Source organism: Streptomyces sp. NPDC005402, assembly GCF_040606575.1.
In the GTDB taxonomy this organism is placed as follows: Bacteria; Actinomycetota; Actinomycetes; order Streptomycetales; family Streptomycetaceae; genus Streptomyces.
Genome location: NZ_JBEXFB010000006.1, coordinates 180,257 through 203,466, shown reverse-complemented (window position 1 = coordinate 203,466; position 23,210 = coordinate 180,257). Strand labels below are relative to the sequence as shown.

23 protein-coding genes are annotated in these 23,210 nt (G+C 70.7%); 14 read left to right on the top strand and 9 right to left on the bottom strand.

Annotated features, from left to right (window positions below; all coding sequences use genetic code 11):
* Positions 1 to 87 precede the first annotated feature (87 nt).
* A complete protein-coding gene (locus ABZT02_RS13875) occupies positions 88 to 1,428 on the bottom strand; it encodes an RNA polymerase subunit sigma-70 (protein WP_356017497.1) in 1,341 nt (446 codons plus the stop codon).
* Positions 1,429 to 1,469: 41 nt separating this feature from the next.
* Entirely contained in the window at positions 1,470 to 2,402 is a 933-nt protein-coding gene (locus tag ABZT02_RS13870) for an EamA family transporter (protein ID WP_356017495.1), read from the bottom strand.
* A gap of 117 nt (positions 2,403 to 2,519) precedes the next feature.
* On the opposite strand from ABZT02_RS13870, the gene ABZT02_RS13865 reads away from it, so the two are divergent.
* The 4 genes from ABZT02_RS13865 to ABZT02_RS13850 all read left to right on the top strand — a co-directional run bounded on the left by ABZT02_RS13865 (position 2,520) and on the right by ABZT02_RS13850 (position 6,224).
* Positions 2,520 to 3,029 (top strand): MarR family transcriptional regulator, encoded by a 510-nt coding sequence (locus ABZT02_RS13865; protein WP_356017492.1) that lies wholly within the window; start codon positions 2,520 to 2,522, stop codon positions 3,027 to 3,029.
* 70 nt (positions 3,030 to 3,099) lie between these two features.
* Positions 3,100 to 3,741, top strand: coding sequence for a hypothetical protein (locus tag ABZT02_RS13860; RefSeq protein ID WP_356017490.1), 642 nt, complete (start codon positions 3,100 to 3,102; stop codon positions 3,739 to 3,741).
* Between the two features lie 59 nt (positions 3,742 to 3,800).
* Positions 3,801 to 4,499 carry a hypothetical protein gene (locus ABZT02_RS13855; protein WP_356017488.1) on the top strand — a complete coding sequence of 233 codons (699 nt, stop codon included), beginning with the start codon at positions 3,801 to 3,803 and terminating at the stop codon, positions 4,497 to 4,499.
* 3 nt (positions 4,500 to 4,502) lie between these two features.
* Positions 4,503 to 6,224: a tetratricopeptide repeat protein gene (locus tag ABZT02_RS13850; RefSeq protein ID WP_356017486.1), complete on the top strand. Its 1,722-nt coding sequence runs from the start codon at positions 4,503 to 4,505 to the stop codon at positions 6,222 to 6,224.
* On the opposite strand, the gene ABZT02_RS13845 is transcribed toward ABZT02_RS13850, so the two are convergent.
* From ABZT02_RS13845 to ABZT02_RS13835, 3 genes are all read right to left on the bottom strand, one after another.
* Positions 6,196 to 6,609, bottom strand: a complete 414-nt coding sequence (locus ABZT02_RS13845; RefSeq protein WP_356017484.1) for an NUDIX domain-containing protein — start codon at positions 6,607 to 6,609, stop codon at positions 6,196 to 6,198. The genes ABZT02_RS13850 and ABZT02_RS13845 overlap by 29 nt on opposite strands.
* Positions 6,606 to 7,472 (bottom strand): radical SAM protein, encoded by an 867-nt coding sequence (locus ABZT02_RS13840; RefSeq protein ID WP_356017982.1) that lies wholly within the window; start codon positions 7,470 to 7,472, stop codon positions 6,606 to 6,608. Before ABZT02_RS13840 ends, ABZT02_RS13845 begins: the two co-directional genes overlap by 4 nt.
* Positions 7,473 to 7,650: 178 nt before the next feature.
* A complete protein-coding gene (locus tag ABZT02_RS13835; RefSeq protein WP_356017482.1) occupies positions 7,651 to 9,087 on the bottom strand; it encodes an FAD-dependent monooxygenase in 1,437 nt (478 codons plus the stop codon).
* A 141-nt stretch (positions 9,088 to 9,228) separates the two neighbouring features.
* On the opposite strand from ABZT02_RS13835, the gene ABZT02_RS13830 reads away from it, so the two are divergent.
* A complete protein-coding gene (locus tag ABZT02_RS13830; protein ID WP_356017479.1) occupies positions 9,229 to 9,795 on the top strand; it encodes a TetR family transcriptional regulator in 567 nt (188 codons plus the stop codon).
* Between the two features lie 105 nt (positions 9,796 to 9,900).
* Here ABZT02_RS13830 and ABZT02_RS13825 read toward each other — a convergent pair whose 3' ends face one another.
* From ABZT02_RS13825 to ABZT02_RS13815, 3 genes are all read right to left on the bottom strand, one after another.
* Positions 9,901 to 10,197 carry a hypothetical protein gene (locus tag ABZT02_RS13825; RefSeq protein WP_356017477.1) on the bottom strand — a complete coding sequence of 99 codons (297 nt, stop codon included), beginning with the start codon at positions 10,195 to 10,197 and terminating at the stop codon, positions 9,901 to 9,903.
* A gap of 142 nt (positions 10,198 to 10,339) precedes the next feature.
* Positions 10,340 to 12,394: a 4-alpha-glucanotransferase gene (gene malQ, locus ABZT02_RS13820; protein ID WP_356017475.1), complete on the bottom strand. Its 2,055-nt coding sequence runs from the start codon at positions 12,392 to 12,394 to the stop codon at positions 10,340 to 10,342.
* A complete protein-coding gene (locus tag ABZT02_RS13815; protein WP_356017473.1) occupies positions 12,395 to 12,607 on the bottom strand; it encodes a hypothetical protein in 213 nt (70 codons plus the stop codon).
* 231 nt (positions 12,608 to 12,838) lie between these two features.
* Between ABZT02_RS13815 and ABZT02_RS13810 the strand changes: the two genes are divergently transcribed.
* From ABZT02_RS13810 to ABZT02_RS13800, 3 genes are all read left to right on the top strand, one after another.
* A complete protein-coding gene (locus ABZT02_RS13810; protein ID WP_356017470.1) occupies positions 12,839 to 13,372 on the top strand; it encodes a PadR family transcriptional regulator in 534 nt (177 codons plus the stop codon).
* Positions 13,369 to 14,067, top strand: coding sequence for an ABC transporter ATP-binding protein (locus ABZT02_RS13805; RefSeq protein ID WP_356017468.1), 699 nt, complete (start codon positions 13,369 to 13,371; stop codon positions 14,065 to 14,067). The genes ABZT02_RS13810 and ABZT02_RS13805 overlap by 4 nt, the downstream gene beginning before the upstream one ends.
* A gap of 86 nt (positions 14,068 to 14,153) precedes the next feature.
* On the top strand, positions 14,154 to 15,524 hold the full coding sequence (locus ABZT02_RS13800; protein ID WP_356017980.1) for an FtsX-like permease family protein: 1,371 nt from the start codon (positions 14,154 to 14,156) through the stop codon (positions 15,522 to 15,524).
* Between the two features lie 89 nt (positions 15,525 to 15,613).
* Here the strand turns inward: ABZT02_RS13800 and ABZT02_RS13795 are convergent, their stop codons facing one another.
* On the bottom strand, positions 15,614 to 16,150 hold the full coding sequence (locus ABZT02_RS13795) for an HNH endonuclease (protein WP_356017467.1): 537 nt from the start codon (positions 16,148 to 16,150) through the stop codon (positions 15,614 to 15,616).
* Positions 16,151 to 16,431: 281 nt separating this feature from the next.
* On the opposite strand from ABZT02_RS13795, the gene ABZT02_RS13790 reads away from it, so the two are divergent.
* From ABZT02_RS13790 to ABZT02_RS13765, 6 genes are all read left to right on the top strand, one after another.
* Entirely contained in the window at positions 16,432 to 17,535 is a 1,104-nt protein-coding gene (locus ABZT02_RS13790) for a mechanosensitive ion channel family protein (protein ID WP_356017465.1), read from the top strand.
* A 130-nt stretch (positions 17,536 to 17,665) separates the two neighbouring features.
* The gene (locus tag ABZT02_RS13785; protein WP_356017463.1) at positions 17,666 to 18,505 is read left to right on the top strand and encodes a hypothetical protein; all 840 of its coding nucleotides are present in this window, start codon (positions 17,666 to 17,668) and stop codon (positions 18,503 to 18,505) included.
* A 181-nt stretch (positions 18,506 to 18,686) separates the two neighbouring features.
* Positions 18,687 to 19,880: an ROK family transcriptional regulator gene (locus ABZT02_RS13780; RefSeq protein WP_356017461.1), complete on the top strand. Its 1,194-nt coding sequence runs from the start codon at positions 18,687 to 18,689 to the stop codon at positions 19,878 to 19,880.
* 54 nt (positions 19,881 to 19,934) lie between these two features.
* Positions 19,935 to 21,290 carry an ABC transporter substrate-binding protein gene (locus ABZT02_RS13775; RefSeq protein ID WP_356017458.1) on the top strand — a complete coding sequence of 452 codons (1,356 nt, stop codon included), beginning with the start codon at positions 19,935 to 19,937 and terminating at the stop codon, positions 21,288 to 21,290.
* A complete protein-coding gene (locus ABZT02_RS13770; protein WP_356017456.1) occupies positions 21,290 to 22,231 on the top strand; it encodes a sugar ABC transporter permease in 942 nt (313 codons plus the stop codon). Before ABZT02_RS13775 ends, ABZT02_RS13770 begins: the two co-directional genes overlap by 1 nt.
* 2 nt (positions 22,232 to 22,233) lie before the next feature.
* Positions 22,234 to 23,127: a carbohydrate ABC transporter permease gene (locus ABZT02_RS13765; protein ID WP_356017453.1), complete on the top strand. Its 894-nt coding sequence runs from the start codon at positions 22,234 to 22,236 to the stop codon at positions 23,125 to 23,127.
* Positions 23,128 to 23,210: the final 83 nt, after the last annotated feature.

Sequence of the window (23,210 nt, the reverse complement as noted above, 5' to 3'; positions counted from 1 at the left end):
CTCCTTGGAAGTGGTTCGAACGTGACATCCATGCAGACGTACGACCCTGCGGATGCTCATCGGTCGGGTCACCGCTCATCGGCCGGGTCACAGCCGCAGGGGCAGTCCGAACGCGGGGAAGAGATGCGGCTCGAAGGAGGTGATCTCCGCGATGCGGTCGCCTTGGCCCTGGTCGCCGAAGCGCAGGACGTCCAGGACCTGGGCGCGGTAGACGCCGGTCCCGGGCCGGCGGACGTAGTTCGCCGCCGCGAGCTGGCCGTTGGCCCGGGTGGGCAGGCTGCGCCAGTGCCCGAAGAACCCGGGCGAGCCGGGATCGAGGCTGACCCGCACGAAGTCGATGATGGCGTCCCGGCCGACGAACCAGAACGGGTTCGGCGGCATGGTGAGGGTGACGTCCTCGGTGAGCAGTGCGGCCATCGCGTCGAAGTCGAGGCGTCCGACGGCGGCCATGTACCGGTCCAGTACGGCTTGTTGGTCCTCCGTGGGCACGGTGGCCCGCCAGTCCGAGCGCTCCCGGGGCAGGTGTTCGCGCAGGGTGGGCCGGGCCCGCTGGAGTGCGCTGTTGACGGAGGCCACGCTGGTCTCCAGGGCCTCGGCGGTCTCGGCGGCGGTCAGCCCGAGGGCGTCGCGCAGGACCAGTGCGGCCCGTTGGCGCGGGGGCAGATGCTGGATCGCGGCGAGGAGGACGAGCTCCAGGGTCTCGCGGGAGACCGCGGCGGACTCGGGCTGCTCGTGCTCCTCGGTGAGGGGCATCTCGTCGTCGGGGTAGGGCTGCAACCAGGTGATCCGGGCGGGCGGCTCCCCGTCGCCGTGGTTCATCCCCGGCACCGGTTCGTACCGCTGCGGGCGGCGCGCGGTCCGCCGCAGCAGATCCAGACTGGTGTTGGTGGCGATCCGGTACAGCCAGGTCCGCGCGCTCGCCCGCCCCTGGAAGCCGTCCCGCGCCCGCCAGGCCCGCAGGAAGGTCTCCTGCACGAGGTCCTCGGCCTCGTCGTACGACCCCGTCATGCGGTAGCAGTGCACCTGGATCTCGCGGCGGTACTGCTCGGTGAGGGCGGCGAAGTCGGTCTCGGTGAGGTGCGTGACGGGGGCGGCCTCGACGGGTTGCGTAACGGGGGTGGCTGTTACGGAATCCGCGGCGGCCTGGGTGGTGTCGCGTACCGTGCGGGCCACCCGCCTCAACTGCGCTACGGATTCCGAGAGTTCGGTGACGGTCGCGTAGAGGGTGTCCGTGGGCTGCGGCGCCAGCTTGCCCGCCTGCCGCCCGATGTCGTCGATGAGTCCCTGCAGGGTGAGGCCCTGGGGCTGCCGCCGTTCCCGGTAGGCCTTCTGCCGGCAGGCGCCGGAGCAGTAGAGCGATCCGCGTCCGGTACGGCCGGCTCGCGCGGGGAGGGGCTTCGCGCACACCGGACAGGTGCCTGCGTCCACGGGTGCCTCCGGGAGTTGCGTAACGCGGGGACGGAGTGACGTTACAACGCCCTCGGCACGCCCCGCAGCGCCTCCGGTGCCCCGGTCCCTTCAGCAGGACCGAACGTTCGGCCGACCGTGGGCTGCCGTACCCCCAGTTGCCCCGCCACCGTCGCCGCGAAGGCCAGCGTCATGCCCGCCAACTGCAGCGGCGTCAGCGTCTGTCCCAGTGCCGCCCAGCCGACGACCGCGGCGGTCAGCGGGGACAGCGGGCCGAGGAAGGTGACCTGGGTGGCGGTGAGGCGGCCGATGCCGCGGAACCAGAGCCAGTACGCGACCGCCGTGTTCGCCAGCGCGAGGTAGAGGTAGCCGCCGACCGCACCGCCGTCGAGCGCGGGCGGGGCGCCCTCGACGAGGAGGGCGAGAGGCGCGATGAGCAGGCCGCCGGCGGTGAGCTGCCAGGCGGTGAGCGCGAGCGGGCCCACGCCGTCGGGGCGGCCCCAACGCTTGGTCAGCACGGTCCCGGCGGACATCGAGGCGGCGGAGGCGAAGGCCGCCGCGACACCGACGACGTCGAGGGCGCCGGCCGCCTTGAGCACGACCAGGCTGACGCCGAACGCGGCCACGAGCCCGGTGAGCACGCTCCGGGCGGTGGGCCGCTGCCCCAGCAGCACGGCCGACAGCCCTACGACGATCAGCGGCCCGACCGACCCGACCACCGCCGCCATCCCGCCCGGCAGCCGGTACGCCGACAGGAACAGCAGCGGGAAGAAGGCCCCGATGTTCAACGCCCCGAGCACCGCCGCCTTCCCCCACCAGACACCGCGCGGCAGCACCCGGGCGAGGGCGAGCAGCACCAGCCCGGCGGGCAGCGCCCGCATCATGCCGGTGAACAGGGGCCGGTCGGCGGGGAGGAACTCGGTGGTGACGGCGTAGGTGGTGCCCCAGGAGACGGGGGCGAGGGCGGTGAGGAGGATGGTGGCAGTGCGGTTCATGGCGGGCCCTTCGGTCTCACAGCCGCGGTTAGCTTGATGGAAAGTAGCTTACCCCTAAGCTACTTTCCCGCAAGCCACTTTCTTGCGGGCAACCCTGCGCCCACGGATACTCGGCCCATGAGTGCACAGCGCAAGGACGCCGTCGACGCGATCATCGACCAGTGGGCGGCCGTGCGGCCCGACCTCGACACCCGGGCCATGGAGGTCTTCGGGCGGATCTACCGCCTCTCCCGCGCCATGGGCGACCGTGCGGACAAGGCGTACGCCCCCTACGGCATCTCCCGCGGCGAGTTCGACGTCCTCGCCACCCTCCGCCGCTCCGGCGAGCCGTACACCCTCTCCCCCCGCCGGCTCTCCTCGACGCTGATGCTCACCACGGGCGGCATGACGGGCCGCCTCGACAAACTGGAACGCGCCGGCCTCCTCCGCCGCTCCCCCGACCCCCACGACCGCCGCGGCCTCCAAGTGACCCTGACGGAGAAGGGACTGACCGTGATCGACGAGGCAGTGGCAGCGGGCCTGGCCGCCCAGACGCAGGTTCTGTCCACTCTCGACGAGAACCGGGCCGACCAACTGGCGGACTTGTTGCGGGACTTGCTGGAAGGAACCCAGAACTCACCCGAGTGACCCGGCCTCCCGAAGACTCACGACGACGCAGCAGTTCCGCCCGCCCCGCCCACCCCCTCATCATGACGGCGTGCGCATCACACCGGCAGAAGCCGCGCTCATCGGTACGTCACTGGGCGCGACGGCCACGCTCAGCGCGGCCTGGATCACCCAGCGGGCGACGTCGAGACGCGAACGGGAACGGCGGCTCTGGGACCGCCGGGTGGCGACGTACGACGATCTCATGAGCACCGTGCACACCTACGCCCAGCTGCGCGCCCACACCCGGCGCAGCTTCGACCTCCCGGAACTGGAAGGCGTGCGCAGCGAGGCCCTGCACTCCGCTGCCGCGTTGGCGGCACGCGTCGAGCTCTACAGTTCCGAGCGGCTCCGCGAGGCCTGCGAGAGGTCGTTCGACGGCATGCAGCGGTGGCTGGAGGCATGGGAGGAGTGGCACCAGCAGGGCGCCGCCGTCCGCCTCCCCAGCCAGGCGGACGGCCTGTGGAAGAAGTTCACCAAACGCGTCGAGGAGGCGGAGGAGGCCGACAGCGAACTCCTCGAACTGCTGCTGGCCGACGTCCACGGTGAGCGACGCAGCTCCAGGCGGTTACCCGCGGGCCGTTTCGCCGGCCGTTTCCTCGGAATCACATTGAGCGTGACCACATCCGGCTCCTCCGCCTCATGGGAAACAGTCATCGGGAAGAAGGCGGCCCGCAAACTCGATCGCGGTTAACGTTCTTCGTTCCGGGTGAGACTTCTGGAACGCGCGGCGGAACAGACGGGGGGCCGGTCATGGCGCGGGACGAGCATTTGATCGAGTTATATCTCGCCGGAAAGCGCATCGCGTCCGGCCTGCGTATCGCACGCCCCTTCGCGCTGACGACCGCCCACGCGCTCGGGCCGGACGTCCTCTCGGGGAAGCCGCTGTTGCATCTGCGCGACGGAACACCCGCGCACATCGTCTGGGGCAACACCCCCTCGGACCTCGCCCTGCTCAGACTCGAACTGAACGGCACCACGGGCCCGTTGCCGACGACCGCCTTCGGTGAGGCGCAGGAGGGGCAGTCCTGGCGGGCGACCGTCTCCGTCGACCCCAAGCCCCTGACGGGCAGCGTCGTCGAACCCGAAGCCGTCTACCACGAGAGCCCCCACCTCACGGTCACGGCCCTGCGGCTGCGCTGCGAGCGCATCCTGCGCGACCCGGCGGCCTACGCCGGCAGTCCGATCGAGGAGACCCGCCAGGACCCGCCCGTCGTCCTCGGTCTTTTGGTGAAACCCCGGGACACATCGCCCCGCGAGAGCGACGAGGCGTTCGCGATCTCCGTGGCGGAGGCGCTCAGACTGTTCAATGACGTCACCGGCGGCAAGAAGGCGGAAAAGCGCACCCGGGCCAACCAGGTTCTCCACGACCGGGGATACGGAAGTGTGCGCCCCCGCTGGACGAGGACCGAGCCGAGCCGTCGTGCACGGCGTGCGTCAGAAGGAAACTGAGCGATGAACGACATCAGTGACCTCGACGAAGCGATATCGATCGCCGAGGAAAAGGCGGAACACGAGGACGGCGGCACGGAAACGCAGCCCTCCGCTCGGGAATCCGAAGCGGCGCTCATCGGCTACGTGGACCGGCTGCGCAGCGGACAGGCCGTGTGGGAGGACGAACCGGAGCGGATCGCCCGGTACGCCCACCTGGTCGAACTGCTGCTGGCGCTCGGTCTCGACAAGGCCGCGATGGACCTGACCGACACGACCCTGCGCGCCATGCGGCTCTCCGAGATCGATCAGGTCGTCTACCGGGAGCCCGAGCTCTGGAACCACCTCGGCTCCCTGCTCGCCGAACAGGGCGACCTGGTGCGGGCCATGGCCGTGCTGGACTGCGCGCTCACCCGCGCCCACGAGTACGAGACCTACGAAGTCCCGGCCATCCTCGCCAATCTGAGCGTCGTAAGCCTTCAGCTGGGCGATCCCGACGCGGCCGCGATCTGGGCCAACAAGGCGCTCGACTCGCTCAAGTACGAACAGGACAAGGACCTGGAAACGCGGCTGACCGCCGACCGGGTCCGCCTCGACCTCGCCCGGGCGTCCGGAGACGAGCAGGATCTGCACAACGCGGTGGACAGCTTCGACCAGTCGGTGACCCGGTTCGTCGAGAGTGAGGGCAGTGACCACGCCCGAGCGCTCGGAGCTCGCGTCGCGCTGGCCGCGGCACGCCACGACGCGGACCCGAGCCTGGAGAACCTGGCCGCGCTGGAACTTCTCCACGTCACCGCGCAGGTGACCCTGGGCCTGGATCACCGCGAGACCATCATCGCCCAAGCCACCCTCGCGGCCGCGGAGTTCGCGGCGGCGGGCGGCTGGGACGGGCAGGCCGACGAGCGCACGGAGGCCGCCGTGCAGGCCTTCGTCACCGCGGCAGCCCGTGCCGTCGTCTCTCCCGACCTCGGCCAGGAGCATCCCCAGACGCACATCCTCCAGGACGAACTCGCGGACATGCGGGCGGCCATCACCCCGGACGACAAGCTCCCGTACCACATCGAGGGGGTGTACAAGCCCCACCAGAACACCGAGCGCAACGACGCGAAACGGAAGGCGCTGGAGGAGGAGACCGGCATCATCCGGCTCATCGCGCACGCCGGCGCCTCCTACTTCCTGCAGGAGACACGGCTCTTCTACGGCCGGGTCAAGGACGCGCTGGAGCGCGGGGTCCGTTTCCACGTCGTCATCAGCAGTCCGTGGAACAGCCTCGCCGCCTTCATGCCGCACGACGCCGCCGCCGAACCGGGCAACTACCAGAACATCGTGGAACTGGTGGAGAGCAGCCCGTCGTACAACAACACCTTCCTGCCCGTGATCGAGTCGTACCAGCTGCTCAAGTCGATGTACCCGGACCTGATCGAGCTGCGGATCACCTCCATGGACGTCAGCGGCTCCACCCTGCTCACCTCGGACGTCGGGTTCTTCGAGCCGTACATCACGTCGAATCCGCAGCGCCGGACGCGACGGGGCATGAGCGTCTTCGAGGTGGAGTTCCGCAGGGACAGCCGGTATTACGCGGACAGCCTGGAGGAGTTCCGGGCGCAGTGGGAACTGTCCAGCACCTGGAAGGAGTTCGAGGCCAACCAGGAACAGCACAAGGCCGCGCTGCGGTCGGAGATGGGGGCGCTCGCCTCCGTGCGGATGAGGGCGAGTGTCAGGAGGGGAGAAGTGCCCCGTCCCTGACCTTGTGCAGCACGTCCACCGAGCCCACGAACAACGGCGTCGGCAGCGCGTCCAGCGGCCAGAACTCCCAGCGTTCGCACCGGTCCGGCTCGCGCACCAGGATCTCGCCCGTGTAGTCGGGGATCTCCACACCGACCTGCATGTGGTGGTTGGCGGCCGGGTCCGGGTCGGTGACACAGACGACCCGTGCGTCCCGGGCCCGCACCCCGGTCTCCTCCTCCAGTTCCCGGCAGGCCGCACCGGTCAGCGTCTCACCGATCTCCAGATGCCCACCGGGCAGCCCCCAGCTGCCGGCGCCGAAGGTGTTGGCCCGCAGCCCCAGCAGCACGCGCTCGCCGGAGCGGACGATGGCCTGCACTCCCACGCGTACGTGTGCCGTCGTCATCGCTGCCCTTTCGGTCTGACCGGGTACGTTCCAACGAAATTGGCGGCATTGCTGAACGGCTGCACCAGACCGTCGGGGCGAGAGCCGTCACCCCGCACCAGGTCGAAGAAGTTGCCGAGCCGCCGTTCCTCGCCCGCGTCGACGACCACGACCTCACCGTCGGGGTCGATGAAGAAGTACGTGCCCGACCGGTCGGCGTTCCGGTAGACCCGAAGAGGGACTTCGCGCCGGTCGGCGGCCTCCTGGCACCGTGCCACCACCTCTTCGAACTCCTCGTCGCCGACGGAGAGCCAACTGGCGTTGTCAGCCCCGTAGTTGGTCTCCGACATCTGGTAGACCTTCCACACGTGGGGTCGACACGAGTCCTCGATGAGATCGAGCACGCGTGGAGCTCCGGCGATATTGCGCCGGGTGACGACAGTCCCCAGTTTCACGTTGACCTGTTCGTGGTTCTTTCGCACTTCCCGCAGCAGGCCGAGAACTCTTTCCCGGTGCGGCGCGACGCCTTTCCGGAGTTCCCGATGCTCCTTCTCGTCCGCCGATTCCAGGGGCAGGGCGATCCACGACAGTCCCGGCAGTACGCGATGCATGAGCTTGAGCGGTGCGAGTCCGTTCGTGCTGAGCACCACCCTGGGAGGTGCTCCGCCGTCCGGCAGCGGACTGCTCAACTCCTGGACCAGTCCCCCGAGATACGGCAGGAGGGTGGGCTCGCCTCCCGAGATCACCACTCCCTGCACCCCCTCCTGACGCAGCGTCGCAGCGATCCGGAACGCCTCCGCACGGCGCATGGTGGGCATTTCGTGGCGTGGTCCGAAGCAAAAAGGGCAGCTCAGATTGCATCTGCCGATCGGACGAAGATCCACGTACGGGGGGAGCACCCGCCGAATGTACAGCGCGCCGAAGCAGCCCGCCGCCCGACGCGGAAAGTGTCACCTGATCAGTGCCATTCCGCAGCCGGCCGCGGACTCCACCGAGCCGCTCCCCTCGAACACTGCCCCGGCGACGAAAAGATCACACTCGCCGCCCGCACCGGCATCCGCGTCAGCCGACGTGGGCCGTGAGAGCCGCCTCGATCTCCCGCGGGGTCGCCCCGTCCGCCGCCCACCCCACATACCCGTCAGGCCGCACCAGCACCGTCGTACGCCGTCCGCTCGCCCAGCGCTCCACCGTGAGGCGGCCCTTGTGGGCGCCCCGGTCGTCGTAGGTCTCGGGGGTGATCAGGACGAAGTGGCCGCCGCGCAGGGAGGCGTGGAGGCGGCCGCCCCCCGCGAGGGCCACGTCCGGGACCCGGGTGCCCGTCAGGGGATGGGCGCCGCGCGGGGCGGCGTACTTGTAGCCGATTCCGGTGAGTTGGCCGAGCATCCTGCGGCGGGCCGGGGCGACTCGGTCGAGGACCGCCGTCAGGGCTGCGCGCAGGGCCAGTTCCCAGGGGCCCTTGGCCATCGCGAGGCGGACGATGCCGCCGCTGCTGCGCAGGACCGCCCTGCCGACAGGGTGCCGTTCGGACTCGTACGTGTCGAGGAGTTCCGGGGACGCGTGGCCGCCCGCCACCTGGGCCAGCTTCCAGCTCAGGTTCGCCGCGTCCTGGAGGCCGGTGTTCATGCCCTGGCCGCCCGCCGGGGTGTGCACATGGGCGGCGTCGCCGGCCAGGAAGACCCGGCCCACCCGGTAGGCGGGGGCCTGGCGTTCGTCGCTGTGGAAGCGGGACATCCAGCGGGCGTCGTGCATCCCGAAGTCGCGGCCGAGCGCGAGCCGGGTGACCTCCTTGATCTCGTCGAGGTCGAGGGGCTCGCTGTCGGGGACGTCGTGGGCGCGGTTCCAGGCGATGACCCGGTGGTAGCCGTCGCCGAAGGGGGCGATGAACGCGAAGGCGTCGCCCACGGCGTTGACGGTGAGCAGGGTCTCGGGCCGCTCGGCGAGGCGGACGTCAGCGAGGACCACCGAGCAAATCACCGAGCGGCCGGGAAAAGGCAGCCCGATCGCGTCGCGTACGGCGCTGCGCATGCCGTCGGCACCCACGAGGTACTCGGCGCGGAGGGACTCCCTGGACCCGTCCGGGCCCCTGACCTCCACCGTCACGCCGTTCTCGTCCTGGGACAGGCCCGTCACCTCGGTCTCGTACCGGAAGTCGACGCCCGCCTCCACCGCCCGCTGCTCCAGGGCCTTCTCGACCTCGTACTGCGGCAGGACCAGGAGGTGGCGGAAACGGGAGGGGAGGTCGTCGAGGTCGACGGTCAGGCTGCCGAACAGGCGCAGCTTGTCCAGGCGCTGTCCGAGCGCCTCCAGGCCGTCGGCGAGGCCGCGGGCGTCGAGTTGTTCGAGGGTGCGGGCATGCAGGACGAAGGCGCGGGAGAGGTTGCTGATCCCGTGCGAGCGCCTCTCGACGAGGGTGACGGGGACGCCGGCGGTGGCCAGGTCACCGGCCAGGAGCAGGCCGGTGGGACCGGAGCCGACGACGATCACGGGGGTGCCGTTCATGGTGGCCTCCTGTTGCCAACGCTTGTTCGCCAACACTTGTTCGCCAACGTCTGTTTGCCAACGCTTGTTGACGAAGGTAGTGGCGGCTCCCCACCACGTCAACACTTGTTGGCCAACGCGTGTTGGCCTACGATCGTTGGCATGAACGGAAACCCCCGCCGCCGCTCCGACGCCACCCGCACCGCGATCCTCGCCGCGGCCCGCGAGCGTTTCGCCGCCGACGGCTACGAGCGGGCCACCATCCGCGCCATCGCCAAGGACGCGCGTATCGATCCGTCGATGGTGATGCGCTACTACGGCAACAAGGAGGGCCTGTTCGCGGCGGCCGTCTCGGTCGAGCTGGGGCTGCCGGACTCCGGCTCACTGCCCCGGCACGACATCGGCCGCGCGCTCGTCTCCCGCTTCCTCGACCTGTGGGAGGAGAACGAGGTGCTCACCGCGCTGCTGCGGGTCGGCGCGACCAATCAGGCGGGGGCGGAGCGGATGCAGGAGATCTTCCGGGAACAGGTGATGCCGGTCGCCCTGCGGGTGTGTCCGGACCCGGAACAGGCTCCCGCGCGGGCCGCGCTGGCCGCCACGCAACTGCTGGGGCTCGCGCTGACCCGGTACGTCCTGCGGTTTCCGCCGACCGTGGCGCTGACGCGCGAGGAGCTCGTGGCGTGGCTGGCGCCCACGGTGCAGCGGTACCTCACGGCGCCGAGCCCCTGAGGACGCACAAGGGCGCCGGCCCCGCCCACGCACGGCTCAAGCGCGTACGTGCGGCGGGGTCGGCGCCCCGGAAAAGACGAGGTCAGCGCCCCGGAAAAGGCGGGCTCAGGCCTTCGATCCGGCCTTGGCCCCGGCCTCGGCGGGCTTGGTCCTGATGTTGCGGCTGGTCACGCGGTGCTCTTCCTTGGACTTGTCCAGGACCAGCACCAGGCCGGCGATGACCCCGAAGAGCACGAGCGGGGCCACGACGAACAGACCCAGCGTCTCGATGACGCTCAGGCCCGTGCCGGGGTCGTCGCCGTCGTCGCGGGTCAGCGCGGAGGCGGGGGACGACATGAGCAGCATCATCAGCGTCGTACCGGCCACCAGGGCGCCGGCGCGCAGGGCGTTCTTCTTGTCCACGGAGTCAAAGTATCCAACGGCGGTTCGGGCCGCGCGTCCGGGGTGCCGTATGAGCCGACCCGGCGGTGCGAGCGCCTGCTCACGACAGCCACAGCGCCCGCTACGACACCCGCAGCGCCCGCCTACGACCCGCAGCACCCACCTACCGCGCCCGCAGCACCTCGACCAGGGCATGCAACCGAGCCGACGCCGCCAGGTCCTCCAGCGTCACCGCCCGCCCCTCCCCGTCGGCGATCGGCAACCGCCAGTTCGGGTACTGGTCCCACGTCCCCGGCAGGTTCTGCGGCCGGCGGTCCCCCACCGCGTCCGGCAGCCAGACCCCCACCATGCGGGCCGGAGTGTGCAGCAGATACCGGTGGACGGCCTGGATCTGCGCCTCCTCCGAGGAGGGGTCGGCACCGCCCCCCGTGCCGTGCAGCAGGCCGAGACGGGCCAGCAGCTCCAGCCACTCCCCCGTGTCCGCGGCGGCCTCCGCGCGTTCCTCGTCCAGCGACCGGGTCAGCAGGCCGAGGCTGTCCCGGAGTTCGACATGCTCCCCGGTGAGACGTGAGGCCGTGGGCGGCAGGTCGTGCGTGGTCGCCGTCGCCAGACAGTCCGCGCGCCACGCCTCGGGCGGCAGCGGACGCCCGTCGCCCTCCCAGTCCCGCTCGAACCACAGCACCGACGTACCGAGCACCCCGCGCTCGCGCAGCGTCTCCCGCACACCGGGTTCGACCGTGCCGAGGTCCTCGCCGATCACCACCGCCCCGGCCCGCGACGCCTCCAGGACGAGCACGGCGAGCATCGCCTCCGCGTCGTAGCGGACGTACGTGCCCTCCGTCGGCGGCTGCCCCTGCGGGACCCACCAGAGCCGGAACAGGCCCATGACGTGGTCGATGCGCAGCGCGCCGGCGTACCGGAACAGGGCCCGCAGCAACTGCCGGTACGGCGCGTACCCGGACTCCGCGAGCCGGTCCGGGCGCCACGGCGGCAGTCCCCAGTCCTGGCCGCGGGCGTTGAAGGCGTCCGGCGGCGCTCCTACGGACATCCCGGCCGCGAAGTACGCCTGCTGGGCCCACGCGTCCGCGCCCTCGGGATGCACGCCCACCGCGAGGTCGTGGACGACGCCCACCGGCATCCCCGCCTCCCGCGCGGTCCGCTGTGCGGCGCCGAGCTGGCTCTCGGTGAGCCAGGCGAGGCGGCAGTAGAAGTCGACGCGGTCCAGCAACTCGCCGCGGGCGCGGGCCGTTTCGGCGGACCGCGGGTCGCGCAGGCCGACGGGCCAGCCGCGCCAGTCGGAGCCGTGCGTCTCGGCCAGCGCGCACCAGGTCGCGTGGTCCTCCAGGGCCTGGCCGCCCTCGGCGAGGTAGTCGGCGTAGGCGGCGCGGCGGCCGGGTCCGAGGGGGACCTCGCGGACGAGTTCGAGCGCCTCCCGCTTCAGCTCCCACACCGCGTCCCGGTCGATCAGGGCGCCCTTGGCCAGCACGGACTCGCGCAGCCGCTCGGCCCGCTCGCGCAGGGTCCGCAGCCGGTCGGGGTCCGCGACCTGGGCGTACTCGGGGATGTCCTCGATCCGCAGGTGCACCGGGTCGGGGAAGCGGCGCGAGGAGGGCCGGTAGGGGGACGGGTCCGTGGGGGCGCCGGGCACGGCCGCGTGCAGCGGGTTGACCTGGACGAAGCCGGCGCCGAGGGCGCGCCCCGCCCAGGAGGTCAGTTCGGTGAGGTCGCCGAGGTCGCCCATGCCCCAGGAGCGGTGCGAGAGCAGGGAGTAGAGCTGGACGAGGAGTCCGTACGATCGTCCGGGCGGCGCGGGCAGCCGCGGCGGGGCCACGATCAGGTGGGCGTCGGCGATGCGGCCGTCGCGGGCGGTGGCGGTCAACCGGTGGACGCCGGGCGGGAGTTGGTCGGCGGCGGCGCGGGTCTCGCCCTGTTCTGTCTCGATGCGCAGCCGGGTGCCCTCCGGCAGGTCGTCGACGAAGGCGGGCGGGCTGCCGCTCCAGCACACCACCGTCGGCGGCAGCAGGCGCGCGCGCAGTTCGCGTTCCCGGGCGGCGAGCGCGGCGGCCGGGTCGCCCGCGTCGACGCCGAGGGCAGCCAGGGCCAGCGTGACGGCGGTCGCGGAGGCGGCGACCGTACGGTCCGGGGAGGGCTGATAGGAGGTGGCGATGCCGTACGACTCGGCGAGCCGGGACAGCTCCGGACCGGGGGGCGCCACCATCTAGGGCTCCAGGTAAGCGTCGGACTCGCTGGTCAGGGGGGCGGCGTCGGCGAGCGGAGGTTCGCTGGTGAGGGGCTCGGCGTCGGGCAGGGGCGGTTCGCTGGTGAGCGGGGTCTCGGTGCAGGCGCCCTCGGCGCTGAAGACACAGAAGTGATCAGCGGGCGCCTCGGGTTTGGACGGGGCCGGGAGCAGAAGGGGTGCCGATGCGGCCACGGGGGCCTCCTTGTCGAGTACGACGACGGGGGTTACCGCAGCCCTACCCACAGGACGCGAGGACAGACGTGCGGGAGGGGAGAACGTGCTTTTCGTCATGTTCCGTGGCTTCAATGTTCCCGTCCACCGAACGGCCGTCGAACACCGATCGGCCGCCCATCAGTCGTCGATCGGCCGTCGTCCACTGATCACTATTCACTCAGTACATGTACATGGTGCATACTGATCGCCATGAGCATCCGCCACATCCTGCTGGGGCTGCTCGCCGGAGGGCCGAGCCATGGCTACGACCTCAAGCGACGCCACGACGACCGTTTCCCCGAGGCCCGTCCACTGGCCTACGGGCAGGTCTACACGACCCTCCAACGCCTGGTCCGGGACGGTCTCGCCGAGATCGACGGCACGGACTCCGACGGCGGCCCGGAGCGCACCAGGTACCGCTCGACCGAGGCGGGCACGCGTGAACTGGCCGAGTGGGCCGGGCAGATCACCCCGCCCGCACCCTTCGTGACCAACGAGATCTTCGCCAAGGTCGTCGTCTCGATCCTGTCCGGCGGCGACCCGGACGCCTACCTCCGGGCCCAGCGTGCCGCCCACATGGCACGGATGCGGGAGCTCACGGCGGTCAAGACCGCCAAAGGGGCCGACCTCGCGACCGTGCTCTCGGCGGACTACGCCCTCAACCACCTCGACGCCGACCTCCGCTGGATGAACACCACGGCGGCCCGGCTCGTCACTTTGACCGCGGAGGTCGACTCGGCATGAACACCAAGGGGGACACAGCGGTGCCACTTCTCGAAGGGCGCGGTCTCGTCAAGACGTACGGCCCGACGGAGGCCCTGCGCGGCGCCTCGGTCCGGCTGGACGCCGGCGAGATCCTCGCCGTCACCGGCACCAGCGGCAGCGGGAAGTCGACGCTGCTGCACTGCCTGGCGGGGATCGTCGGCCCGGACGCCGGTTCGGTGTCCTACGCCGGTGAGCGCCTCGACCAGTTGCCCGAGAGGCGGCTGAGCGAGCTGCGCCGTACGGAGTTCGGGGTGGTCTTCCAGTTCGGCCAGCTCATCCCCGAGCTGACGGCGCTCGACAACGTGGCGCTGCCGCTGCTGCTCGCGGGCCTCACCCGCGCCGACGCCCACACGCGGGCCGGTGAGTGGCTGGAGCGGTTCGGAGTGCGCGGCCAGGCCGGGCTGCGGCCCGGCGAGATGAGCGGCGGGCAGGCCCAGCGAACCGCGCTGGCCCGCGCCCTGATCACCGGACCCAAGATCGTCTTCGCGGACGAGCCGACCGGCGCGCTGGACTCCCTGGCGAGCGAGCAGGTCATGACCGCCCTCGTCCACACGGCCCGCGAGTCCGGCACGGCGGTCCTGCTGATCACCCACGACGCCCAGGTGGCGGCGTACGCGGACCGCGAGCTGCGGATGGCCGACGGGGCCGTGGTCCCGGTGGGGGTGACGGCGTGACGACCGACGTACGCGCGCGTGCCGGTGCCGGCCCTGCTGGGGGCGGCCGCGGGGCGTCCGGCCTCGGGGCGCGGACCGGCAGCTCCCTGGCCACCGATCTGCGGACGGCCTGGCTGCTCACCCGCGGTTCCGACCGGCGGGAGTGGTGGCGGGCCGGGCTCACGGCCGTGGGCGCCGCGCTCGCGACCGGCTTCGCGCTGGCCGCCGTCTGTCTCGCCTCCCTTCGGGGGCAGTACGACATCTCCGTGGGCGCCGGCCTGCTCGACCAGCCCGGCACCCGCTCCGGGGTGATCGTGACCCTGCTGCTCCTGCTGGTGCCGGTCCTCGGTTTCCTCGGCCAGTGCGCCCGGATCGGTGCCGTGCACCGCGACCGGCGTCTCGCGGGGCTGCGGCTGGCGGGCGCCTCGTCCGCCCAGGTACGGCGGATCTCCGCGCTGGAGACGGGCCTGGCCTGTCTGCTCGGCTCGGCGCTCGCGACGATCGGCTCGGTCGTGGTGCTGCTGAGCCAGTGGCAGAGCCCGGCCGCCCTCGCCTGGGCCGGGATCGCGGTGATCGGCCTCGGCGTGCCGGTGCTGGGCGCGAGCGCGAGCGCGCTGGCGCTGCGCCGTCTGGTGGCCTCGCCCCTCGGCTGGGTCCGGCGGGTGCGCCCGCGGTCGGGACGGGGGCCCGGGCTGCTGTTCGCGGCGGCGCTGCTGCTGGTGGGCGCGGTGGTGCTGGCCACCGTGGCCGGCACGTCCGACGGGATGCCGGACCGGGGCGGCCTGTCGTACGGGCGGGGTCCGCTGCTGGTGGCCGGGGCGCTGCTGGCGGTCGGCGCGGGCGCGGTGGGGCTGTCCGGGGCGACGGCCGGGTTCATGGGGCGCCGGCTGGCCGCGCGGGCGCGGACGGCGGCGACGCTGATCGCCGCGGAACGGCTGCGCGAGGACCCGTGGGCGGCGGCCCGTACGCATGCCGCGGTGCTGCTGGTGACGGTCGCGGGGACGGGATACCTGGGCGTCCGCCAGGCCCTGCTCGCCGATCTCGGCGCCAGGAACCCCGACCGGCTGGGCGCGAGCATGTCGTACTACGAGTCGGGCCTGAACCTGACCGCCGCCGCGCTCCTCGTCGCCCTGGTGATCACCCTGGGCGGCCTCGCGGTCGGCACCGTCGAGTCCCTGGCCGCGCGGCGCCGGGGTCTGGCCGCGCAGACCGCCGCCGGGGTGCCGCGGTCGGTGCTCGGCCGGGCGCTGCTCCTGGAGACCGCTCTGCCGCTCGCGCCCGCTCTGCTGCTGGGCGGCGCCGGAGGAATGGCGATCGGCGTCTGGTACGCCCGGCTCACCTCGCACGGGTCGCCCGTCACGCCGTACGCGGCCCTCCTGGTCCCGCTCGGGGTGTACGCGGCCTGTCTGCTGGCCGCCGCCACCTCGCTCCCCCTGCTGCGCCGCTCGCTGCGGCCGGCGGAGCTCAGGTACACGTGAGCGCATGAACGTCCGGCCCCGGAGGCACGGGGGACCTCCGGGGCCGGATCCGAGCCGCCGCAGCGGCAACACAAAGGCCCGGATCGTCGTCAGGCTGAGATGCCGTCGATCCGGGCCATGGCGTCCTCCGCGCCGTACGGCTGCAAGTACGGCAGCCAGCGCGGGTCCCTGTGCCCGGTGCCGATGATGCGCCAGGCCAGACCGGTGGGTGGGGCGGGTTTGTGGCGCAGCCGCCAGCCGATTTCGAACAGGTGCCGGTCGGCCTTCACGTGGTTGCAGCGCCGGCAGGACGCCACCACGTTGTCCCAGACGTGCTTGCCCCCGCGGCTGCGCGGGATGACGTGGTCGACGCTGGTTGCGACGCCACCGCAGTACATGCACCGGCCCCCGTCGCGGGCGAAGAGCGCCCTGCGGGTGAGAGGGACGGGCCCCCGATAGGGGACCCGCACGAATCGCTTGAGCCGGACCACGCTGGGTGCGGGGACTGTGACGGTCGCGCTGTGCATGTAGGCGCCGGATTCCTCGAGGGAGACCGCCTTGTTCTCCAGGACGAGGACGAGCGCGCGGCGGAGCGGTACGACGCCGAGGGGCTCGTACGACGCGTTGAGTACCAGGACATGCGGCACGGATGCCTCCTTGGGCGTCGGCGGCGCGTGGCTCGCGCCGGGACGAACTGCAGTCAGTCTCCCCTCTCTGCCGGGAGAAACGCCACCATGTCCCGGTAACGGGCTGGGAGTGTTTTCGACCACACCTTTCTTCCTCCCCAGGTGAGAGCCGTCTCTCCCCTGAACATCGCAACGATCCACACACGATGCACCGTTAGTGTGGTGAGCCTGCTTTACCGGTGACCTTTTCGTGACCTTGACCGCCGCACCGGAGGCAGACGCAGCACCTGGAGGTACCTGCCGTGTCCTTGTCCGCCGTCCTACTGGCCGCGAGTCCGTCGCCGTCGCCGTCCCCCTCGGAGACGTCGACGCCGGCCGTGCCGAGTCTCCAGGACGCCCAGGAGAGCGCGACCAACGCCGCGAGCTGGGTCGAGCAGAACTGGTCGACCTGGCTGGCGATCGGTCTGCGGGTCCTGCTGATCCTGGTGATCGCCGGCGTGCTGAGAATGGTCGTGCGGCGGGCCATCACCAAGCTGATCGACCGGATGAACCGCACCGCCCAGGCGGTCGACGGCACCTCGATCGGCGGTCTGCTCGTCAACAACGAGCGCCGTCACCAGCGCTCCCAGGCGATCGGTTCGGTGCTGCGCTCGGTGGCCAGCTTCGCCATCCTGGGCACGGCGGCCCTGATGATCCTCGGCGCCTTCGAGATCGACCTGGCCCCGCTGCTGGCGTCGGCCGGTGTCGCGGGTGTGGCGATCGGTTTCGGCGCCCGCAACCTCGTCACGGACTTCCTCTCCGGCGTCTTCATGATCCTGGAGGACCAGTACGGCGTCGGCGACACCATCGACGCGGGCGTGGCGTCCGGCGAGGTCATAGAGGTCGGCCTCCGGGTGACCAAGCTGCGCGGTGACAACGGCGAGATCTGGTACGTCCGCAACGGCGAGGTCAAGCGCATCGGCAACCTCTCCCAGGGCTGGGCGACGGCCGGCGTGGACGTGACCGTGCGGGCCTCCGAGGACCTCGACAAGGTCAGGCGGGTGCTGGCCGAGGTCGCCGAGAAGATGAGCAAGGAGGAGCCCTGGAACGAGCTCCTGTGGAGCCCGATCGAGGTCCTCGGCCTGGACAGCGTCCTGCTGGACTCCATGGTCGTGCGGGTCTCCGCCAAGACGATGCCCGGCAAGTCCCTCACGGTCGAGCGCGAGCTGCGGTGGCGCATCAAGCGCGCCTTCGACGCGGCGGACATCCGCATCGTCGGCGGCGCGACCGTCCTCGCCGAGGAGGAGCCCGCAGACCCGGCCGCGGCGGTCGCGGCCCCGTCGGTCTTCTCCAACTCGGACTCCCCGCAGTCGGCAGCGGCCTCCCCGCTCGTGTCGGCACCGGTCCAGCGTCCCGCGCCGAAGTAGCCCGAACTCTCACCGTCTTCACAAGATCGGCGCATCCCGCGCACGAGTGTGATCATCTAACGTCACCCACACAACGGGCCCTTGTTCTGGAGCGCAACGCCCAGGGGCCGTTTCGAATGTGGGGAAACACATGAGAAAGCTCGCCATCGGCATCGCCGCGTCCGGTGCCCTGGCCCTGACCGGCCTGGTCGCGCCCGCCGCGTCCGCGGCCACCTCGCCCGACCTGGTCTTCTCCGCCGTCACGGTCAACGGCGGCAAGGCGATCGTGATCGGCACCACCGCCACCGTGAAGGTGCCGGTGACGTACACCCTCACCCGCCCCTCCGACCTGACGGTCGACTACAAGACCACCTTCGCCGGCGTCCTGCTCTACCGGGGCACGCTCAGCAGGATGGCGAACGAGATCGACCCCGAGGCCGTGCCCACCTGCACCACGACCGCGACGACGGACACCACCGTCACCGAGTCGTGCAAGGAGACCCTGGCGATCGACCCCGAGGCCTTCCTGTACTCGGCCTCGGACGCCACCACCTGGAAGGCGGCCGGTCTCTACAGCAAGATCGACCAGGACGACGACGACTCGGACGGTCACATCAGCCTCGGCTACAACTACGACGCCTGGGGCCCCCTCGGCAGCGGCGTCCAGATCAAGCGCGCCGCGAAGCTCACCGCCGACGCGTCGCCCGAGCCGGTGAAGAAGGGCCGGACCATCACCGTCACCGGCAAGCTGACCCGGGCCAACTGGGAGACCGGGACGTACTCGGGTTACACCACCCAGAAGGCCACCCTCCAGTTCCGCGCCAAGAGCGCCACCACCTACACCACGGTCAAGACGGTGACCTCCGGTACCGGCGGCGCGCTGAGGACCACGACGACCGCCACCAAGGACGGCTACTACCGCTACGTCTTCGCGGGCACGGCCACCACCGGCTCGGCGACCGCCGCCGGCGACTACGTGGACGTCCGGTAACCACCCGCTCCCCCGCCTCCACCGCCCTCGCAGGTAACGACTCCGTTTCCTGCGGGGGCGGTTTGTCGTTCCCCTCTTGACGGACAGGTGGTCCAGACCTATGTTCCGTGCATCCGATAGGAAACCTTCCTAACAGTCGCCGGACACTAAAGTCGTCCGACAGTCACGGAGAGGGGCACCCATGGCAGGCACACCACGCACACTCCGCGCCATGAACGACCGTGCCGCGCTCGACCTCCTGCTGGAGCACGGGCCCCTCTCCCGTACGCGGATCGGCAAGCTCACCGGCCTCTCCAAGCCGACCGCGTCCCAGCTCCTGGCCCGCCTGGAGGCATCGGGGCTCGTCCTCGCCACCGGTACCAGCGAGGGCAGGCCGGGCCCCAACGCCCAGCTGTACGAGGTCGACCCGAGTGCCGCGTACGCCGCCGGGCTCGACGTCACCCCCGAGCGCATCCTCGCCGCGGTCGCCGACATCACGGGCCGCACGGTGGGGTCGTACGAACTGCCCACCCCCGGACGGCGGCCCACCCAGCCCGTGGTCCGGCAGGTCACCGACGCCCTCGACGGCGCGGTGAAGGCGGCGGGCCTCGCCCGCGGCGACGTCCACCGGCTCGTCATCGGCACCCCGGGCGCCTTCGACCCGGGCACGGGCCGGCTGCGCTACGCCTCCCACCTCCCCGGCTGGCACACCCCGACCCTCCTCGACGAACTCGCCGCCGCGCTGCCGATGCCGGTCGAGTACGAGAACGACGTCAACCTCGTCGCCGTGGCCGAACAACGGCTCGGGGCGGCCCGCGGCCACGAGGACTTCGTGCTGCTGTGGAACGAGGGCGGTCTCGGCGCCGCCCTGGTGCTCGGCGGACGGCTGCACCGCGGCTGGACCGGCGGTGCGGGGGAGGTGGGTTTCCTGCCGGTTCCCGGAGCGCCTCTGGTGCGGCAGGTGACCAAGGCCAACAGTGGTGGCTATCAGGAGCTCGCGGGCTCCCAGGCCATCCCGGACCTCGCCCGCGAGCTCGGCATGACGGACATCCCTTCGGGACCGTACGCCGAGGTCGCCGCCGCCCTCGTCGAGCGTGCCGCAACCGAGGACACCGTCCTGGGCCGGCTGCTCCTGGAGACCTACGCCACCCGTCTGGCCACCGGTCTCGCCTCCCTCGTCTCCGTCCTCGACCCCGAACTCGTCGTCCTCAGCGGTGCCTCGCTCACCGCGGGCGGCGACACCCTGCGCGCCCTCGTCCAGGCCGAGCTGGAGGAACTGGCAGCCTCCCGGCCCCGGCTGGTCGTCGGCGACGTCCGTGAAAACCCCGTGCTGCGTGGCGCGCTGGAGAGCGCGCTGGCGGCCACCCGCGACGAGGTCTTCGACACCTCGCGCTGACCCCCGTACTCCCCCACACCCTCCTCTCACCGCCCGTCCCAGGGAGACCCCGTCATGCGCACAGCCGTACCCTCAGCCATACCCTCCGCCGCCCGAAAAGCGGCCTTTGCCCTGACCGTGTCCGCCGTGCTCGTCACCACGGCCTGTACCGGCCAGTCCTCCTCCGGCGCCGACGACGACGCGTCGAAGGAGACGACCATCAACTTCTGGCACGCCTGGAGCGCGGACTCCGAGGTGGCGGGAGTGAAGGCGCTGGTCGCCGGGTTCGAGAAGGCGCACCCCAACATCCACGTCAACGTCGTCGGCAACATGACCGACGACAAGATCAACCAGGCGCTGCGCACGGGCGGCGCCAAGGCCCCGGACGTCATCTCGTCGTTCACCACGAACAACGTGGGCAAGTTCTGCTCCTCGGGCGCGCTCGTCGACCTGAACCCGTTCTTCAAGAAGTCGGGCGTCGACGCGGAGAAGACCTTCCCGGCCGCGATGAACCAGTACACGCAGTTCGACGGCGACCGCTGTGCCGTGCCGCTGCTGGGCGACGCGTACGGGCTCTACTACAACAAGACCGCGTTCGAGAAGGCCGGCATCACCTCACCGCCCAAGACGTGGTCGGAGTTCGAGGCCGACGCCAAGAAGCTGACGATCACGCAGGGCGACTCGTACAAGCAGCTCGGGTTCATGCCGAACTACCACGGCTGGGAGACGACGACCGAGCACTACATGGGCCAGTTCTCGCCCACCTACTTCGACAAGTCGGGCAAGTCCACGGTCGCCACCGACCCGGCCGTCTCCGCCGCCTTCACCCTCCAGAAGAAGCTCGTCGACGAACTGGGCGGCTACAAGAAGCTGGAGAAGTACCGTGCGGGGCTCGGCGACGAGTGGGGCCCCAAGCACCCCTTCCAGACCGGCCAGGTCGCCATGCAACTGGACGGTGAGTGGCGGCTCGGCATGGCCCTGGACGCCAAGCCCGGCTTCGAGATCGGCGTCGCCCCGCTGCCCGTCCCCGACGCCCAGGCCGACCAGTACGGCAAGGGCTACATCACCGGCACCATCGCCGGCATCGCCGCCAACAGCACGAAGCAGAACGCGGCCTGGGAGTTCCTGAAGTACATCACCACGGACACGGACGCGGTGGTCGGCTTCTCCAACGCCATCCACAACGTGCCCTCGACGCTCGCGGCCCTGAAGTCCCCGAAGCTGAAGTACGACCCGCGCTTCAAGACCTTCCTCGACATCGCGGCGAACCCCAACTCGACGACCGCCCCGTCCTCGATCAACGGCGGTGTGTACCTGACCACCGTCCAGGAGCTCGGCTACGGCTACGAGAGCGGCAAGGTCACCGACCTGAAGAAGGGCCTCGCCGACGCGGCCAAGCAGATCGACACGGACATCGCGCAGGCGAAGTAATGGCCACGATCACTCTGGCGTCGAAGCGCCGCCGGTCGGCGCTTCGAACCATCGCCTTCATGTCGCCCTGGTTGATCGGCTTCACGGTCTTCTTCGCCTACCCACTGCTGTCGACCCTCTACTTCTCGTTCATGCACTACGACGGCTTCAAGCCGCCGACCTGGAGCGGAACGAAGAACTGGACCTACGTCTTCGAGCACTACCCCTTCTTCTGGCCGGCCCTGCGCAACACCCTGTGGCTGGTCGTGGTGATGGTGTCCCTCCGGGTCGTCTTCGGCCTCGGGATCGGCCTGCTCATCACGAAGATCAAGACGGGTACGGGGGTCTTCCGGACGCTCTTCTACCTGCCGTACCTCGCCCCGCCGGTCGCGGCCACGATGGCCTTCGCGTTCCTCCTCAACCCCGGTACGGGACCGGTCAACTCGATCCTGGAGAAGGTCGGCATCCCGGCCCCCGGCTGGTTCAACGACCCCACCTGGTCGAAGCCGGCCCTCACCCTGCTCGCCCTGTGGGGCATCGGCGACCTGATGGTCATCTTCATGGCGGCGCTGCTCGACGTGCCGACCGAGCAGTACGAGGCCGCCGAACTGGACGGGGCGTCGGCGTGGCAGCGGTTCCGGTATGTAACCCTTCCCAACATTTCGCCGATCGTGATGTTCGCCGTCGTCACCGGTGTGATCCAGACGATGCAGTACTACACACAGCCGTTGATCGCCGGGAAGGTCGCCTCGGGCGTGATCCAGGGGGCGGGCACGCAGTTCGAGCCCGGCTACCCGGACAAGTCCACGCTGACCCTCCCGCAGCTCGTCTACAACCTCGGCTTCCAGCGCTTCGACTACGGCTCCGCGTGTGTCGTCGCCCTCGTCCTCTTCGCCCTGTCGATGGTGTTCACCGCGTTCCTGATGCGGCGCCGGGGCGGTCTCATCCAGGCAGGTGACTGACCATGACCCAAGTACTGGACCGGCCGGTGGAGTTGAAGACCCCGGCCTCGCCCGCCGAGCGCACCGCCCGGCGCAAGGCCGCCCTGGAGTGGGTCGCGATCCACTCCCTCGGTCTCGCCGCCGCCCTCTTCTTCACGCTGCCCTTCGTGTTCGTGTTCCTGACCTCGCTGATGAGCGACAGCCAGGCCCTCAGCCGGGATCTGATCCCGCACACCTGGGAGTGGGGCAACTACAAGCGGGTCTTCGACACGCCGGGTTTCCTGACCTGGTGGCGCAACACGCTGATCTACGCGGGACTGGGAACAGTCCTGACAGTCGTGTCGTCGATCCCGGTGGCGTACGCGCTCGCCAAGTTCCGCTTCCGGGGCCGCAATCTCTCCCTGATGCTGGTGATCTCGATGATGATGCTGCCGCCCCAGGTGGTCATCATCCCGATGTACCTGTTCTGGGCGAAGCAGCTCGGCCTGTCGGGCACCCTGTGGCCGCTGATCATCCCGATGGCGTTCGGGGACGCGTTCTCGATCTTCCTGCTCAGGCAGTTCCTGATGACGATCCCGAACGAGTACGTGGACGCGGCGAAGGTCGACGGGTGCGGCGACTTCCGCACCCTGCTGCGGGTCGTCATCCCCATGGCCAAGCCCGGGATCGCAGCGGTGGCCCTGTTCCAGTTCTTCTACGCCTGGAACGACTACTTCGGCCCGCAGATCTACGCCTCGGAGAACCAGAACGCCTGGACGCTCAGTTACGGCCTGGAGTCCTTCAAGGGCATGCACCACACCGACTGGAACCTCACCATGGCCGCGACCGTGCTGGTCATGGCCCCCGTGATCCTCGTGTTCTTCTTCGCGCAGAAGGCGTTCGTCGAGGGCGTCACGCTGACCGGAGTGAAGGGTTAACCACGTATGCGGCATCTCCCCGGGGGCAACCCCCGGACCCCCGGCCGATGATCACCGCACCCCACGCCCGGAAGCGAGGCAAC

What these genes read in the sequence shown, in the direction of transcription:
- ABZT02_RS13805 (WP_356017468.1), top strand. Translation starts at nt 13,369, where the DNA reads ATGAACACCAAGGGGGACACAGCGGTGCCACTTCTCGAAGGGCGCGGT.
- ABZT02_RS13830 (WP_356017479.1), top strand. Translation starts at nt 9,229, where the DNA reads ATGAACGGAAACCCCCGCCGCCGCTCCGACGCCACCCGCACCGCGATC.
- ABZT02_RS13785 (WP_356017463.1), top strand. Translation starts at nt 17,666, where the DNA reads ATGAGAAAGCTCGCCATCGGCATCGCCGCGTCCGGTGCCCTGGCCCTG.
- ABZT02_RS13870 (WP_356017495.1), bottom strand. Translation starts at nt 2,402, where the DNA reads ATGAACCGCACTGCCACCATCCTCCTCACCGCCCTCGCCCCCGTCTCC.
- ABZT02_RS13770 (WP_356017456.1), top strand. Translation starts at nt 21,290, where the DNA reads ATGGCCACGATCACTCTGGCGTCGAAGCGCCGCCGGTCGGCGCTTCGA.
- ABZT02_RS13765 (WP_356017453.1), top strand. Translation starts at nt 22,234, where the DNA reads ATGACCCAAGTACTGGACCGGCCGGTGGAGTTGAAGACCCCGGCCTCG.
- ABZT02_RS13845 (WP_356017484.1), bottom strand. Translation starts at nt 6,609, where the DNA reads ATGACGACGGCACACGTACGCGTGGGAGTGCAGGCCATCGTCCGCTCC.
- ABZT02_RS13855 (WP_356017488.1), top strand. Translation starts at nt 3,801, where the DNA reads ATGGCGCGGGACGAGCATTTGATCGAGTTATATCTCGCCGGAAAGCGC.
- ABZT02_RS13780 (WP_356017461.1), top strand. Translation starts at nt 18,687, where the DNA reads ATGGCAGGCACACCACGCACACTCCGCGCCATGAACGACCGTGCCGCG.
- malQ (WP_356017475.1), bottom strand. Translation starts at nt 12,394, where the DNA reads ATGGTGGCGCCCCCCGGTCCGGAGCTGTCCCGGCTCGCCGAGTCGTAC.
- ABZT02_RS13810 (WP_356017470.1), top strand. Translation starts at nt 12,839, where the DNA reads ATGAGCATCCGCCACATCCTGCTGGGGCTGCTCGCCGGAGGGCCGAGC.
- ABZT02_RS13775 (WP_356017458.1), top strand. Translation starts at nt 19,935, where the DNA reads ATGCGCACAGCCGTACCCTCAGCCATACCCTCCGCCGCCCGAAAAGCG.
- ABZT02_RS13850 (WP_356017486.1), top strand. Translation starts at nt 4,503, where the DNA reads ATGAACGACATCAGTGACCTCGACGAAGCGATATCGATCGCCGAGGAA.
- ABZT02_RS13865 (WP_356017492.1), top strand. Translation starts at nt 2,520, where the DNA reads ATGAGTGCACAGCGCAAGGACGCCGTCGACGCGATCATCGACCAGTGG.
- ABZT02_RS13835 (WP_356017482.1), bottom strand. Translation starts at nt 9,087, where the DNA reads ATGAACGGCACCCCCGTGATCGTCGTCGGCTCCGGTCCCACCGGCCTG.